Origin of the sequence: Streptococcus oralis (assembly GCF_015561235.1) — a bacterium.
GTDB classification, from domain to species: domain Bacteria; phylum Bacillota; class Bacilli; order Lactobacillales; family Streptococcaceae; genus Streptococcus; species Streptococcus oralis_BK.
In genome coordinates this window covers 189,114-205,438 of sequence record NZ_JADMTC010000001.1, presented here as the reverse complement: position 1 = coordinate 205,438, position 16,325 = coordinate 189,114, and the positions used below count along the sequence as shown (strand labels likewise).

The 16,325-nt window shown below is 41.7% G+C and carries 11 protein-coding genes and 1 pseudogene; 1 reads left to right on the top strand and 11 read right to left on the bottom strand.

The window, feature by feature from the left end:
• Window positions 1–25: 25 nt before the first annotated feature.
• The 11 genes and pseudogenes from greA to I2H52_RS01095 form a co-directional block, all read right to left on the bottom strand.
• Window positions 26–508, bottom strand: coding sequence for a transcription elongation factor GreA (gene greA, locus I2H52_RS01145; protein ID WP_000818770.1), 483 nt, complete (start codon window positions 506–508; stop codon window positions 26–28).
• Between the two features lie 61 nt (window positions 509–569).
• Window positions 570–2,321, bottom strand: a complete 1,752-nt coding sequence (gene mltG / locus I2H52_RS01140; protein WP_084939015.1) for an endolytic transglycosylase MltG — start codon at window positions 2,319–2,321, stop codon at window positions 570–572.
• Window positions 2,322–2,411: 90 nt separating this feature from the next.
• The gene (locus I2H52_RS01135; protein ID WP_061588060.1) at window positions 2,412–2,900 is read right to left on the bottom strand and encodes a GNAT family N-acetyltransferase; all 489 of its coding nucleotides are present in this window, start codon (window positions 2,898–2,900) and stop codon (window positions 2,412–2,414) included.
• The gene (locus I2H52_RS01130; protein ID WP_061588059.1) at window positions 2,897–3,364 is read right to left on the bottom strand and encodes a GNAT family N-acetyltransferase; all 468 of its coding nucleotides are present in this window, start codon (window positions 3,362–3,364) and stop codon (window positions 2,897–2,899) included. Before I2H52_RS01130 ends, I2H52_RS01135 begins: the two co-directional genes overlap by 4 nt.
• 9 nt (window positions 3,365–3,373) lie before the next feature.
• Window positions 3,374–4,708: a UDP-N-acetylmuramate--L-alanine ligase gene (gene murC, locus I2H52_RS01125; protein ID WP_000048097.1), complete on the bottom strand. Its 1,335-nt coding sequence runs from the start codon at window positions 4,706–4,708 to the stop codon at window positions 3,374–3,376.
• Between the two features lie 11 nt (window positions 4,709–4,719).
• Window positions 4,720–5,331 carry a cystathionine gamma-synthase gene (locus I2H52_RS01120; RefSeq protein ID WP_195593779.1) on the bottom strand — a complete coding sequence of 204 codons (612 nt, stop codon included), beginning with the start codon at window positions 5,329–5,331 and terminating at the stop codon, window positions 4,720–4,722.
• Between the two features lie 47 nt (window positions 5,332–5,378).
• Window positions 5,379–8,474 (bottom strand): annotated as a pseudogene (locus I2H52_RS01115) (DEAD/DEAH box helicase).
• A gap of 91 nt (window positions 8,475–8,565) precedes the next feature.
• Window positions 8,566–9,732: a MalY/PatB family protein gene (locus I2H52_RS01110; RefSeq protein WP_195593777.1), complete on the bottom strand. Its 1,167-nt coding sequence runs from the start codon at window positions 9,730–9,732 to the stop codon at window positions 8,566–8,568.
• Window positions 9,733–9,739: 7 nt separating this feature from the next.
• Window positions 9,740–10,834: a cystathionine gamma-synthase gene (locus I2H52_RS01105; protein WP_195593774.1), complete on the bottom strand. Its 1,095-nt coding sequence runs from the start codon at window positions 10,832–10,834 to the stop codon at window positions 9,740–9,742.
• A 145-nt stretch (window positions 10,835–10,979) separates the two neighbouring features.
• Window positions 10,980–12,938 carry a peptide ABC transporter substrate-binding protein gene (locus I2H52_RS01100; protein WP_195593771.1) on the bottom strand — a complete coding sequence of 653 codons (1,959 nt, stop codon included), beginning with the start codon at window positions 12,936–12,938 and terminating at the stop codon, window positions 10,980–10,982.
• A 201-nt stretch (window positions 12,939–13,139) separates the two neighbouring features.
• On the bottom strand, window positions 13,140–14,762 hold the full coding sequence (locus tag I2H52_RS01095) for a putative polysaccharide biosynthesis protein (protein ID WP_045616852.1): 1,623 nt from the start codon (window positions 14,760–14,762) through the stop codon (window positions 13,140–13,142).
• Window positions 14,763–14,867: 105 nt separating this feature from the next.
• Between I2H52_RS01095 and I2H52_RS01090 the strand changes: the two genes are divergently transcribed.
• Window positions 14,868–16,313, top strand: a complete 1,446-nt coding sequence (locus tag I2H52_RS01090; RefSeq protein ID WP_045616851.1) for a UDP-N-acetylmuramoyl-L-alanyl-D-glutamate--L-lysine ligase — start codon at window positions 14,868–14,870, stop codon at window positions 16,311–16,313.
• Window positions 16,314–16,325 lie beyond the last annotated feature (12 nt).

The window sequence follows — 16,325 nt, the reverse complement described above, 5'->3', positions numbered from 1 at the left end:
CTCCACTACTCCGTTTTCATTCTATTTAGGCTGTTTTTTCAACCTTTAAAATTTTGACATCGTAACTACCAACAGGTGTCTCAATCGTAACAATATCGCCTGTTTTTTTGCCGATCAAAGCTTGTCCAATCGGACTTTCATTTGATACCTTCCCAGCGAAAGCATCCGCACCTGCAGAACCGACGATGATGTAGACTTCCTCTTCCTCTTCACCGATTTCTTGGATGGTTACGGTCTTACCGATAGCTACCTCATCTTGGGCAACTGCATCGCTATTAACAATTTCAGCATAGCGAATTTTGGTTTCTAGACTTGAAATTTGTCCTTCAACAAAAGCTTGTTCATCCTTAGCTGCTTCGTACTCGCTATTTTCTGAAAGATCCCCGTACGAACGAGCAATTTTGATACGCTCTACTACTTCGGGGCGACGAACGAGTTTCAATTCTTCTAATTCTTTTTCTAACTTTTTCTTTTCTTCAAGGGTCATTGGGTAAGTTTTTTCTGCCATTTTTTCAACTTTCTTTTCTATTACTTTTTTAAAACAAAATTATGTGGAAAACCACATAATTTTAGTTTGAACTACTTGATTGTGTTAATTTACTATTGATATGTTCTGCAACGTTTTGGTCATGCTCTTCTTTTGTCGTTGCAAAGTACACTTTACCGTCTTCAACATTAGCTACAAAGTACAAGTACTCACTCTTTGTCTGATTTACACTTGCTTCAATTGCATCGAGGCTTGGACTATCAACTGGTCCGGGCATGAGGCCAAGATGTGTATAAACATTATAAGGTGAATCAATCGTAGTATCAATTGCAGTATCATCGGCTAAGCTAATCTTTTGGCCAAGTTTCCCTTCAGCATACAAGATAGCAATGTTGCTTTGAAGTGGCATACCAAGATTCAAGCGGTTATAGAAGACTCCCGCAATCAATTTACGATCTTCGGTCTTAGCACCTTCTTTTTCGACAAGAGAAGCAATACTGAGCAATTCATTAACTGTCAGATTCTTTTCTTTTATCGTAGTGTAGTACGGTGACATGGCCTTGTCCATAGCTGCTAACATATCATCAATCAAGCTTTCAACTGTGGTGCTGTCTTTGATAGTGTAGGTTGCTGGGAAAAGGTAACCTTCAAGGCGATAACGAACGCCACTGTCTTTTGTTGGAAGACTTCCAAGAAGGTTTGGATACTTGGCTACTAGTTGGGAGATGAAGGTTTCATCTTGAGCTTTTGCCAGGAAAGCATCCGCTGTAAGAGGTTCTTTAAAATCACCTTGGAGTTGACCTACTGTCTGAGCAATTTGCTCTAAGGTATAACCTTCCGGAATCGTTAAGTTCGCAAGCACTGGTTCTTGAGGTTCAGGAGTTCCACCTTTTTGCAATTCTTGAATCAAGTCATCCGTACTCATGCTCTTCTTCAAATTGTAATAACCTGACTTCAAGTCTGAACCCTTATACTTAGCATAAATACTAAAGATAAGTCCATGTTTGACCAAACCAGATTTTTCCAAAGTGCTCCCAATTTGTTGCACATTTGATCCTTCTGGAATTTGAACTGTCATATACTCCTTAGAGCTCGCATCAACAGGTTTCAAAGAGTCTTGAACATAACCGTACCCAAAGTATCCACCAGCAGCCACAAGCACCAAAAGAACTAAAAAGGTTACTAGGAAACCTTTGGCTTTTGATTTTTTCTTTTTCTTGGTTGGTTTTTTACCTTTACGGCGACGGTTACGACGTGATTCCTCCGTTAATCTGTCTGAGGATCCAGTTGAAGCTAGCGCTTCAGCTTTATTCTCAGAAGAAGCAACTGATGTATTGGCCTCTTCTGTCTTATAAGTCACATCTATCTTGGTCGGAGTATCGTTAAATTCTTTTTCTTCAGGTTCAAGTTCAACTGGTTCCACCTTAGGTTGAACGGACTCCACTACAGGTTCTTCAGCTGGATGAATCGGTTCTACTAGAGGTTCTTCAGATTCTACAACTTCAATCTTGTCAATGACAGGCTGTCTAATCTCTTTCTCTTCTTTTTCATCCGTTTCATCAGTTTCAGCACTCGAAAGTGGAGGAACACTCGGCGCATTCTTTAGAATTTTATCGACAACAGATAGGGAATCAGCCATCAACTCTTCTGTTGAAGTATCAGATTCAGGATTTGCAGGAGTTACTGAACTAGCTTGAGATGATGAAGCTGTCAGATTTGGAATGTCTACTTCTTTCTCTCTTCTATCTTGTTCTTTTACTCTCTCTAAATCACGTAGAATCTGCTCTTTAAAGCTTAATTTTTCTTCTTCTCTTGATTTTTCAGTCAAAAGCATTACCTCCTTGTTGACAATCCATAATATTATATCTTAAAAGTTACAGAAAAGCAACAAAACATCCCTTTCTATAGCTATGATTCTCATTTTTTAAGGTTGCCAAACCATATCATACCAACTTTCACCCGCAAAGCTTGACTGGGATACCCCTTCATTCACAAATCCATTTTTTTCATAATAAGGGATGAGATAGTCATGACAGGTCAAATTAATACCTTCTCGTTCATGTTCTAAAGCGACTTCTTTCAGAGCCCTTAACAGTCTTTTCCCCACGCCCAAGGCTTGTGACTCCTTAGCTATGGAGAGACAAGTCACAGAGATATAGCCTCCAGGTCGATGGCTATAGTCTTTTATCTCTTCTGTAAAGGACTGATCTTGTAGATGACGATGTGGGACGACTGGACCTTCAATATACCCAAGGATACGTCCTTCTTTTTCAGCGACGAGAAAGCTCGTCTGAATCTCACGTAAGTGCGCCTCAAAGACCGAACGAGGAATGGCTTCTTCAAGGGAGAAATTCTCCAGCTCTATCTCTAAAATTTGATCTAAATCCGAAAATCTTGCGTGTCTGATTTTCATACTTCCTCCTGATCAAAAGGATTAGTCCAAATCAGATTCCATCCCGAAAATCTTGCGCATGAAGCTTCTGGCACTTCTTCCTCAACAAAGCCATTCATTTCAAAATAAGAGAGCAAGTCATCAGGACAAATCAAGCGAAGATACTCATACCCTCCTTCCACCGCCACTTGTTTCAAGCTAGCAAGAAGAAGGGTCCCCAAGCCTTGCCCGCGATGGTCAGGATGAATAGCTAATGATCTTATTTCTATCCATGTGTGATGAAGAGACTGAGACTCTCCTAAAACATAGCCTATGAGCTGGTTTTCATCTCTTGCTACAAGAAAGGTATCCGCAATCTTACGGATACTCTCTTCTAAAAACTCGTAGCTCACTATTTCTTCTGAGGATAAACAAGATTCTTCAATTGCTACAATTTCTTCTAAATCCGATAAAGTAGCCCGTCCTATTGTGATTGGAATTTCCATTCTTTTTTCTTATTGGACGTTGCTTGTCAAATTAGACAAAAGACGTTCAAATGAGTACTCATAGGTTTGGATATCTCCTGCTCCCATAAAGACATAGACTGCATTATCATGCTCAAGGAGTGGTGATACATTTTCAACTGTGATGACTTGGCTTTTCTTCTTAATTTTATCTGCTAGGTCTTCTACCTTGACGTCACCATGGTCCACCTCACGGGCTGATCCATAGATTTTCGCCAAGTAAACAGCATCTGCCTGGCTCAAAGCTTTAGCAAAGTCGTCCAATAGGGCAATGGTTCTAGTGAAAGTGTGTGGTTGGAAGATTGCAACAATTTCCTTGCTTGGGTATTTCTGGCGAGCCGCATCTAAGGTCGCAATGATTTCCGTTGGATGATGGGCAAAATCATCGATAATAATAGTACCATTGACAACCTTTTCAGTGAAACGACGCTTGACACCAGCAAATGTTTTCAAGTGTTCACGTACCAAGTTCAAGTCAAACCCTGCTGTATAAAGTAAACCAATAACGGCTGTCGCATTCATAATATTATGACGACCAAAGGTTGGAATGTGGAATTGACCCAACTCTTGTCCGCGGAAATGAACTGTGAAGGTCGAACCAGTTGTAGAACGTAGAAGGTCGCTAGCTACAAAGTCATTTCCCTCAGCATCAAAGCCATAGTAATAGATTGGAGCATTGGCTGTAATCTTACGCAACTCAGCATCCTCACCGTAGACAAACAAACCTTTAGTAATTTGTTTGGCATAGTCATTAAAGGCGTTGAAAACATCCTCTAGACTTGTAAAGTAGTCTGGATGGTCAAAGTCAATATTGGTGATGATAGAGTATTCTGGGTGGTAAGGCATGAAATGACGCTCATATTCGTCAGATTCAAAAACAAAATACTTAGCATTTTCAGAACCTCGACCCGTTCCATCCCCAATCAAGAAGCTAGTGTCTGTGATGTGAGACAAAACGTGAGACAGCATCCCAGTCGTTGATGTCTTTCCATGCGCTCCTGCAACCCCCATGCTGACAAAGTCACGCATAAAGCTGCCTAGGAATTCATGGTAACGTTTGTAGCTGATACCATTTTTGTCAGCATAGGCGATTTCAACATTGTTATCTGGACGAAAGGCATTTCCAGCAATAATTTCAAGATCCCCTTGCAGGTTCTTTTCATCAAAAGGAAGAATCGTAATCCCTGCCTGCTCTAGTCCACGTTGAGTAAAGTAGTATTTTTCAACGTCTGAACCTTGAACCTTGTGTCCCATTTGGTGCAACATCAAGGCCAAGGCACTCATCCCTGATCCCTTGATTCCAATAAAATGATATGTTTTTGACATGTTTTTCTCCCTTACTCAGTAATTCTTGTCAGATTCAACTCTTGGGCAACCTGACGTTCCTGTTCCGTTTGCTTATTCTTTTTATTATAGATTTGACTCTTCTTTAGAAAATCATAGTTGTTCTTTTTAGCCTTTCCCGTCTGGGATTTCGGAGTTGGATTCGCCACTTGGCCAACCTCCTCAGCTAAGATATAGTGAGACTGGCTCAAGTTTTTACTAAATTTTGCAAACTCACCTGGATTTTCCTTTTGAAATGGTGCTGTTGGTTGGTTTCCTTGACGAACAAGTGTTGAATCATTGTGTCGTCTGGTATGACTAACATCCTGAGTCAAATACTTGGCCGAACGTTTCTTCTTCAGATCCGCACGCGCCTCTTCTCTAGCCAATTCAGCATACGTTTTTTCAACTTTTTTAGGTTCTGGGTTTGGTTTTGACTCCTTGCTAGCTGCCGAAGGAGTTACAGCCTGTTCCTCATTGATAGGAGACCATTCCAAATAGTTTTTATCGCGGTAATCCCCCTTGATATTGCTAATAAAGTCTGACTCATCATACAAGTCCATGACTGGCATTTTAGTCAGCATAATCTCATCATCTGACACCAATGGAAATCGATCTTGTTTCATTTTGTATTTCCTTTCAACACTTCATTATAGCGTATTGTCTTGATTTTTCAAGTGCTGGCTTCAGAAATCCCTAAAATTTCTCGAATTTCTGCCAGACTAAGACTCGCACGCGATTCCGTCCCATCTAAAACTTGGGAAACTAGGTGTCTCTTCTGTTCTTGGAGTTCTTGAATCTTTTCTTCAATGGTTCCTCTAGTAATCAAACGATAAACTTCTACCTTCCGCTCCTGTCCCATTCGATGAGCTCGTCCGATAGCCTGAGCCTCGACAGCAGGATTCCACCAGAGGTCCACTAGGATGACGGTGTCAGCTCCTGTCAGATTGAGACCGACACCACCTGCCTTAAGGGAGATGAGAAAGATATCCTTTTCCCCTTGATTAAATATTTTGGTCATCTCTTGTCGGTCTTGAGCAGGAGTTGAGCCCGTAATTTTGAAGGAAGTCAAGCCCAAATTTGGGAGCTCTTGCTCGATTTTTTCCAACATTCCTTTGAACTGGGAGAAAATCAAGACCCGATGCCCACCATCTGCCACTTGTAGCAATAAATCTCGGAGACTATCCAATTTACCACTGTCTCCTTGGTAATTGTCCATAAAAAGAGCTGGCGTATCGCAGATCTGGCGTAAACGCATGAGACCAGATAAGATTTCTACCCGACTTCTCTGGAATTCTTGATCTGTCACTTGCGCTAGGCGGTCTCGCATCTGTTGCAACTGGGCTAGATAGATGGCCTTCTGCTGATCTTCCAGTTCATTTTTATAGACGACTTCGATTAGATCAGGCAGTTCTGTAAGGACTTCTTCTTTCTTACGCCTCATGACGAAGGGCTTGATAAACTGCGCTACTCGGTCAGCCGGTAATTTCATAAACTCCTTTTTACTTGGTAAGAGCCCCGGAAGCACAATTTGAAAGATAGACCACAACTCTCCTAAATGATTTTCGATGGGCGTACCTGACAAAGCAAAGACTGCCGGCACCACAAACTGGCGCAAACTCTGAGCAATCTTAGTCTGGGCATTTTTCATGACCTGGGCTTCGTCTAAAAAGAGAAAATCAAAAGCCATCTCTTGATAAAGCTCGCTGTCTTGACGAAAGGTGGCATAGCTAGTCACATAGATTTGGTGATTTTCAGAAAGAATTGCTTCTCGATTCGCTTTCAAACCATGAACGACAGCCAAATCCAACTGTGGGGCAAATTTCCTGAATTCATCTGCCCAATTGTAGATCAAACCTGACGGCGCTAAAATCAAGACCCGACTATCTTCGGTCACCTGACTAGTTAAAAAAGCGATGGTTTGTAATGTTTTTCCCAGTCCCATATCATCGGCTAGGATGCCACCAAAGCCATAGTGATGAAGCATCTGGAGCCAACGGACTCCCTTTTCCTGATAGTCTCTCAAACTCGCCTGCACCCGTATATCTCCCAAAGGAAAATCCTCTGGATGGGTCAAATCATGAGCTAAATGCTGAAATTCCTCTGAGAAGGAGATTCTATCTCGACCTTCAAACAACTGAGACAGACTGTAAGCTAAGGATTTCCGAGCCTGAAAAGAACCATCTTTTAGCTCAACCCCCAGTTCCTGCAAATTTTGACGAATCTGCTTGGTTTCCTCATCAAAAAAGTACACTTGGTCAGAAGAACCGATATAGAAATCCTGATTGCTGGTCAGGGCTTTAAGAGCTTGATCAATCTCTTCTTGGGCAATCCCTTGGAAATCAAATTGGATTTCCAACAATCCTCCCTTGGACTCAATCTGAACCTGAGGAGTTTGGACGCTGTAGAGCTGATTTATCTCATCAGACAAGAAAACCTAACCCAACTTCTCAAAAGCTGGAATCGTATGGTGAAAGAAAGAATAAACTGTCTCTGGCTTCAAAGCCTGTCTCCAAGACTGAAAATCAGCCTCAAAACCAGCCCCTAAACAGACTTGAAATAGCTGATTTGCCAAGACAGCATCGCTTGAAAAAGGTAATTGTTCCAGCTGTTGACGACTAGTCACCTTAACATCTCCATAGTCAAACTGGATATCCAAGCGGATACGACCGTCATCCTCCTTATTAAAGTAAAAGATTGGTGAAAACTGTCTAATTTGCAAACGCTCGGGAGCAGAAACCGTGCCCAGCTGCCCAAACAAAGGCAGACAGGCGGCTAGGAGGTCACGATCACTGTTGTCAAACTGGAGGCATTTTCTCCCTCTTTCCTCCCGAGGAAGCTCCTTGAGTTCCTTCAAAAGAGTTATCTGATTAGGGGTCAAGAAATAAACATTTCCTTTACGAAAGAGAACCGCTCCCCCATAGAATACGTTGACTCGCTCAGTCTCAGAAATCTCCATCTTAAAATAATCAGGATACTCCCTCACAGAAAAAGAGAAAAGGTTTGCTTCTGAATCTAAATCATGAAAGAGAAGATTTTCATAACTAGTAATCTGGTGCTCAAAATGAAAATCTTCCAAGTTCATCAGCAACTCCACTCCCTGCTCAAAAAATGTCAGAGGGAAAAAGAGGTGACGACCTTGATTGGGGAAAAAGAGGTCTTGACTCAGTCCCTCCTCAATCAAGCCACATAAAAAAGTAAGAACTTCTTGACTAGCTGTATCAAAAGCCTCCCAAGACAAGTCATTTTCATAGTATTTCCCAATCATATATGGTTTTCGATGGACTAAGACCTTCAAAAAGAGAGGGATGTCACGAATGACATAATATTTTTGACTATCAACTAAACCGATTCGGAGAGTCCAAAGGAGGCGATTGGTTCCAGCTTCTACCTGGCCTTGAGTCGACAAAGTGTAGATTTTCTCTCGCTTCTGAGGTTGGACACGCTCCAAAAAACTACCACCAAAACTAACCTTGGTTTCGACCTCTTCTTGCTCTTCATGTCCTTTTTCTAAGGATTGTAAAATCACCTGGCCTTCTTCATCATTCTTCAGATAATGCTCGAGCGCTGCGAGGTGAACACAGTAACCTCTTTTTTGGAAAAAATCACAAGCACAAAAAACAAGATCATCCTCTAAACTGTAGCGCAAGTCTTCTCCTGCCACACGAGTATAGAGGCGATTCCCTTTTTCCTTGATAATCTCAATGTTGCCTGTCTCATAGAGAGTAACACCCTCCATGCGCAACTTTCCTGGAATCAATTTAGCCATAGTTACCCCTTTATCTTATCTTTTCATTATACCACATTTTCCCCTATGAAATAGCCTTCTAGGAAGACTTTTCTCCTAGAAGGCTGGATTTTTAAAGTGTAGCAAAAGTGGTCACGATGCGTTGACAAACCTCTTCCAGTACTGACTTCGGCATAGCTACATTGAGGCGGGCATGAAGAGCTCCCCCCTCCCCAAAGTCCAAACCTCGGTTCAAGATAACCTTGGCTTTATTCTTCAAAAGCTCTTGCAAGCGGTCATCCGTTAGATCATAGGCCGAAAAATCAAGCCAGATCAAGTAGGTACCTTGCGGTTTCATGACTTTAATCTTGGTTTCGTTGCCCAAAACATCCACTACATAGTTAATGTGGTCCTCGATGACTTCTTTTAGTTCTCCTAACCAGTCCTTGCCATAACGGTAGGCAGCTTCTGTTGCTAAATACCCCAAGCCTGAGATTTCATGCTGGTTATTGGCCAACTGGCGTTTTTGAAAGGCCACTCGAAGCTTTGGATTTTCAATAACTGCATAGGAATTCTTGGTCCCAGCAATATTAAAGGTTTTAGTGGCACTACTCAAGATAAGGGCAAAGTCTTTAAAAGCAGTATCAATGGTATTAAATGACTGGTGTTTGTGACCAAAGAGGGCCAAATCTTGGTGAATCTCATCTGAAACCAACAAAACACCATGTTTTTGGCAGAGATGACCAATCTTTTCTAACACTTCCTTTTCCCAAACACGTCCCCCAGGATTGTGAGGATTGCAAAGGATATAAAGCTTCACATCCTCTTCCACCATATCCTTCTCCAACTGATCAAAGTCAATCTCAAACACCCCATCCTTTTCTACCAAAGAATTGGTAATCAATCGACGATCGTTCAGTTTGACACTGCGAGCAAAAGGTGGATAGACTGGTGTGTTAATCAGAACAGCTTCTCCTTCTTTTGTAAAGGCTTGAATGGCTGTTGAAATAGCTGGTACCACTCCTTCGATAAAGACGAGAGCATCCTTGTCAAAGTGATAACCGTGTTGGCTGGCTTCCCATTCTTGAACCGACTCAATCAAAGCGTCGCTTGCATAAGTATAGCCATAGACCAACTGATCTGCGTAGTCTTGTACAGCTTGTCGAACCTCAGGCAAAACCACAAAGTCCATATCTGCTATCCAGGCTGGTAGAACTTCGCGATCAGCTTCTGCTTCTTTCCATTTATAGGTATGGTGCCCAAAACGATTGGGTAGGCTTGTAAAATCATATTTTCCCATATCTGTCTTATCCTTCCAAAGCTTGGCGCAAGTCCGCAATCAAATCTCTAGCATCTTCAATCCCAATAGACAAGCGCAAGAGGTCATCTGTTAAGCCATAGGAATGGCGCACTTCTGCTGGAATATCCGCATGGGTTTGAGTTGTCGGATAAGTGATCAGACTCTCTACCCCACCCAAACTTTCCGCAAAAGAGAATACCTTGAGGCTGTTTAAAATATGAGGAATACGTTTTTCATCCACTACTTTAAAGGAAATCATACCCCCACGTCCAGTATAGAGCACTTCCTTGACAGCAGGTGAATCCTTCAAAAAAGCAACCACTTCTTGGGCATTGGCTGTAGAACGTTCCATACGAAGAGGTAGAGTTTTAAGACCACGAATCAACTGATAACTATCAAACGGTGACAAGACCGCACCAGTCGTATTGAGATTATAGAAAAGTTGTTCATATAGTTCTAAACTATTAGTCACAACCACCCCAGCCAAGACATCATTGTGCCCTGCTAGATACTTGGTGGCCGAATGAAGAACGATATCCGCACCATCTTCAATCGGACGTTGGTAAATCGGACTGTAGAAGGTATTGTCCACCACAACCTTGGCACCCTTGGCATGAGCTAGTTTGCCTAGTTTGGCAATATCAAATTCCAACATCAACGGATTGGTTGGTGTTTCGATATAGAGAACATCCACATCCTTTTCTAACTCAGCAATCAACTCTTCTTCTGTATTGGCATAGGTAAAATGGAACCGGCCTTCTTGCTCGACTTGGTTGAACCAACGGAAAGAACCCCCATAAAGATCTCGCACAGCCAAGACTTTACTTCCTACTGGAAAGACGCTAAAGGCCAATACAATCGCAGCCATTCCCGAGCTCGTCGCTAGGGCATAGTCTGCTGACTCAATAGCCGCCAAGACTTCCTCCGCCTTACTGCGAGTTGGGTTTTTAGTACGGGTATAATCAAAACCAGTAGACTGGCCAAACTCTGGATGCTGATAAGTGGTTGAAAAATGAAGCGGCGTCACCAAGGCACCTGTTGCCTTATCTGACTTGATTCCCGCCTGGGCTAAAATTGTGTTGATGTGTCGTTCTTTACTCATACAATACCTCCAAATCTATAGTAACTATTGTACCACTTATTTTCATCAACTCATTTTCTTCTTTTCAAGAGCTAGTTATAGTTTCAAACTATATAAAAACGATAGCTTCCTGAGAAACTATCGTTTTTCCTGTTGAATAGACTGGTTATTTAACGTGTTTTGCCAGTTCTTCTTGGGCTTTTTTATTTGATTCTTCTTTTTCTTTTAGCCATTTTTCTTTAGCTTTTTCATACTCATCAGCCGTTACAGTCTTATCTTGTAACTTGAGATACTTGTATGATTCGACACCCTTATTTCCAGCTTGTGAGAATGGCGCTGAGAATGGAACTGTCTTTCTCAAGCTAGGTGTTCCACCTTGGGAAACGTTTGGAATTGCAAGGGCGCTATCAACGAGCCAAGCTTGAATTTCAGCATATTTTTCATAACGTTTTGCTGGGTCTTGCTCCTTGTTCGCTTCTTCCAACATTTGAGTGTAAGTATCCAGACCAACTGCCTTAGCCTTGTCATTAACCTCACCTGGTTCTAAACCAAGGTTTTGCAACATACCACCGTTATTGACATTTAAGATATCAAGATAGCTTGATGGATCCAAGTAGTCAGCACTCCAACCACCATTATAGATATCAAAGTCTTTTTGAGCTGCAGTTTGAGCGAGGTAGCTAGAATTATCGTAGTCATCTGTTGATAATTGTTGGATATCGATAACCACATTCTCAGCTCCGAGAACAGATTCGATGGATTGTTTCAAAGAGCTCGTTTCAAGTACACCTTTTTTAGCTGATTGGTCTACAGATACATCCAAGTGGATTGGGAATTGTACACCCTTAGCTTCCAATTCTTTCTTAGCTTCTGCAAATTTAGCTTTAGCCTTGTCAGGATTGTAGTATGGGTCTTGCGCGTCTGCAAAGTTGATTCCTTGCCATTCTTGGCCATAGTCGACCATCTTTTCTGAAACAACATCACCAAAGTCTTTTCCGTTGATACTTACAAATGTTGGAGGTACAACCAAGTTACGAATAATCTTTGTTGCTCCTTCTTCCCCTTGAGATTGTGCTCCATAGGCTGTACGGTTATAAGCATAGTTGAAGGCTTGACGGAAGTTTTTATTCAGAACTGCTTCTTGGGTTGATTTCTTTTCGATATCTGAGGATTTAGACGTGAAGTTATAAGATTTTCTGTCCAAGTTGAAGTTCAAGTAATAAGAAGTTGCGTTTTGCATACTATAGATGATGTTATCCTTGTTCTTCTCTTTAATTCCTTCAAAGCTTGAGCTATTTGGGTAGAGACGCGCGTAGCTGTATACTCCTTCTACGAAGTTACGAGCTAGGGCATCTTGGTCACTACCATCATAGTAAGTCAATTTCACATCATCCACAAAGACATTTTTAGCATCCCAGTAATTTGGATTTCTCTTGTATTCGATAACAGATTTTGAAACAAAAGATTTCATCAAGAAAGGTCCACTGTACAAAATGCTAGAAGGATCTACCTTACCAAAATCATCCCCTTTTGATTTCAGGAAGTCTGCATTGACAGGGAAGAGAATGGTTGAAGTTGTTTTAGAATTCCAATAAGGTTCTGGACGTGTCAAAGTGTACTGAACTGTTTGGTCGTCAATCGCCTTAACACCAACAGTTGAAAAGTCAGTTGTTTTACCGTTGATATAGTCATCCAAACCTGCTACAGAGTCTTGAACCAGGTACAAGGCTTCGGATTTTTTATCAGCAGCATATTTCAACCCAGTGACAAAATCTTGCGCCGTTACAGGGGCGTATTCTTCACCCTCATAGGTATACCATTTTGCATCCTTACGCAATTTGTAAGTATAGGTCAAACCGTCCTGAGAAACAGTCCAATCCTCTGCCAACGATGGAACATAGTTACCGTATTGGTCATTTTCCATCAATCCATCTACCAAATTAGTAACGATGTCGTTGGTTGTTGCACGGTTTTCTGCAAGATAGTTCAAACTAGATGGATCGCTCGAATAAACATAGTTATATGTTTTAGAAGAACTAGTTGAGTTTCCACATGCGCTCAGTAAGATACCTGCGCTTAACACGACACTTGCAAGTGTCAGATACTTGGCCTTAGACTTTTTCATTTCCAGAACCTCCTGTTTTAAAGATTTGTCTTATTATACAGCTTTGGTTTTATTTAGTCAAGCGATTTCTGAAGAAAAACTTAAAAAACATATTTTTCTACTCTTAATTTTAGAAAAAGTTCTCCTTTTTTAAGAAAAATGTACTATAAAAACCTTTCTATTATAGAAAGGTTAATTCATTGCTTTTATTTATAAATCTTCTTACGATATTTTCAATCGTGTCCGTAGTCGGTCCGCTTGGGCTTTACCTATTATCTTGTCCAAGAGTCGTGTCCGTAGGCTCATCAAACCATAGAGACCTCCTCCAAGCCCTCCGATGAGAGCTACGTAAAGGAAACTCCAGAGACGTCCACTTGGCTGGAAGACAAAACCGAGTAGCCATTGTAAGAAGCCAACTAAGATAAACATGACAAGGGTCAAGATGGTAATCAAAATGGTCCGCTTCAATATAATCTTTCGACGAGCACCCGTTACCTGGCAGATGTCTCGGTACATCAAGACATTCGGAATAATCAAGCCGATAGTCGTTGAAATCAAAGGACCGTAGCTGTGAAAAATGGCAATGGTTGGCAATTGCAAGACTAGCTTGGCAATGGAACCATAGACAAAGTAAAGGACTGCCTTGCGGTTTCGGAACATGGCTTGAAGCATAGGAGACAAGACCATATATAAGCCTAGGATAGTAGACTGCAAAACCGCAAAGATAAATAAGCCCATAGCCAGACTATCTGGCTTACCATAAAAGACTGTGTAGATCGGTTCTCCTACCATGACGACTCCGACAGTTGCTGGCAGCAAGAATAAGAGGAGCATGGTCATACTATCTTGAACTAGGCGAGCTGCTGCCTGCAAGTCACCTTTTACATAGTTCTCCGTCAAAAGTGGCAAGCCAACACTACCAATAGAAACTCCTACAGAGATTAAAATCATGGTAATTTTATTCGGATTGGCAGAGAAATAAGAAAACATAACAACCAAGTCTTCATTGCTGTAGTTGGTAAACCAGGTCATGCTTCTGATAAAAGTCATCTGGTCCAAGATTTGGAAAAGCTGGATGGCTGATCCTGTCAGGATAAAGGGAATGGCTTCCTTGATGGTATCGACTAAGAGTCGTTTGCTATTGATTTTATCCCGTGTTTCAAATACTCTTTTTAGCAAACCTTCTTGAGCAAGAAAGTAGATCAAAACTGCAAAACTAGCCACCATCCCCACAAAGGCTGCAAAGGTGGATTGGGTAACCGCTGCTAGATAATCTCCTGAACCGAGTTTCATAATGATAAAGGTCGCTAGCAACATCCAGATAACACGGATTACCTGCTCAGCGATTTGGCTCATAGCATAGGGTTTGAGGTTATTCATCCCTTGGAAGAATCCTCGGATGACACTCATGGACGGGAAAATCAAGACCGCCCACGCCAAGCTCTGCATGATAGGAATCAGGTCTTTCCCCACTCCTGATAAATCTGCTAACCAGGGAGAAAAGAGATACAAGACCAAGGCAAAGACCAGTCCCAAGCCCGTCATAAAGCCTAGAAAACTCCGAATCAAGGCAAAGCTGTGCTCTTCTTCTCGCATAGTATTGTACTTGGCCACTTGTTTAGCGACCGCAACTGGGATACCCGCTGTTGAAATCAGCAAGAACCAAGCATAGATATTGTAGCCCATGGTAAACAGACCATTTGCCTTAGCGGCATAGGTTCCCATCCAAATATACCAGGGAATAATGTAGATAGCCCCAAGGAGGCGACTAATAAAGTTACTAGCTGTTAGCCAAGCAGTCCCTCGCAACATCTGTGCCTGCTGGTGATTGTTTTCGTTAGACATAGCTTCCTCATTCAATTTTGATAACTAGGAAATTTTCCTCATCTTCCATTATAAACTTTTCCTTGTTACTTGTAAAATTCAGACTTTCGGTTTACAATAGAAAGTATGATAAAGATTGAAACCGTATTAGACATATTAAAGAAAGATGGTCTCTTCCGCGAGATTATCGACCAAGGACACTACCACTACAACTACAGTGAAGTTGTGTTTGATAGCATCAGTTATGACAGCCGAAAAGTAAAAGAAGGCACTCTTTTTTTTGCAAAAGGCGCTGCCTTTAAAAAAGAATACCTTCTTTCTGCTATAAGTCAGGGCTTAGCTTGGTATGTCGCAGAAAAGGACTACGAGGTCGGTATCCCTGCCATCGTTGTGAACGATATCAAGAAAGCCATGAGTTTGATTGCGATGGAATTTTATGGTAATCCGCAAGAGAAACTAAAAATTCTTGCTTTCACAGGGACAAAAGGAAAGACAACATCTGCTTACTTTGCTTACCACATCCTATCTCAACGCTACCCAACAGCTCTCTTGTCAACTATGAATACAACTCTAGATGGCAAGACCTTCTTTAAATCTTCCTTCTCAACACCTGAAAACATCGATCTTTTCAACATGATGGCTCAGGCTGTTAAGAATGGTCGAACCCATCTTGTAATGGAAGTTTCTAGCCAAGCCTATCTTGTTCATCGAGTCTATGGCCTGACCTTTGATGTAGGTGTCTTTCTTAACATTACACCTGATCACATCGGACCGATTGAGCATCCTAGTTTTGAGGATTACTTCTACCACAAGCGTCTCTTGATGGAAAATAGCCGAGCAGTTGTCATTAACAGCGACATGGACCACTTCTCTGTACTGAAAGAACAAGTTGAACATCAAGACCATGATTTCTATGGTAGTAAGTCTGACAACCAAATCGAGAACTCCAAAGCCTTTAGCTTTTCAGCTACTGGTAAACTTGCTGGAAATTATGATATCCAGTTGATTGGACACTTCAACCAAGAAAATGCCGTTGCTGCAGGACTTGCCTGCCTTCGTCTAGGTGCTAGTCTAGAAGACATCAAAAAAGGAATCGCTGCAACCCGAGTTCCTGGACGCATGGAAGTCCACACACAGAAAAACGGAGCCAAGGTCTTCATCGACTATGCCCACAATGGCGACAGTCTGAAAAAACTCATCAATGTAGTTGAAACTCATCAAACTGGGAAAATCGCTCTGGTTCTCGGTTCGACAGGCAATAAAGGAGAAAGTCGACGCAAGGACTTTGGGCTCCTCCTTAATCAACACCCTGAGATTCAAGTCTTTCTAACAGCTGATGATCCCAACTATGAAGATCCAATGGCGATTGCAGAGGAAATCAGTAGCTATATCAGCCATCCTGTTGAAAAGATTGCCGATCGCGAACAAGCTATCCAAGCGGCTATGGCCATCACAAATCAAGAACTTGATGCCGTGATTATTGCAGGTAAGGGAGCCGATTGCTACCAAATCGTCCAAGGAAAGAAAGAAGACTATCCTGGAGACGCAGCTATCGCAGAACGTTATCTATAAAAAATCAAGGGA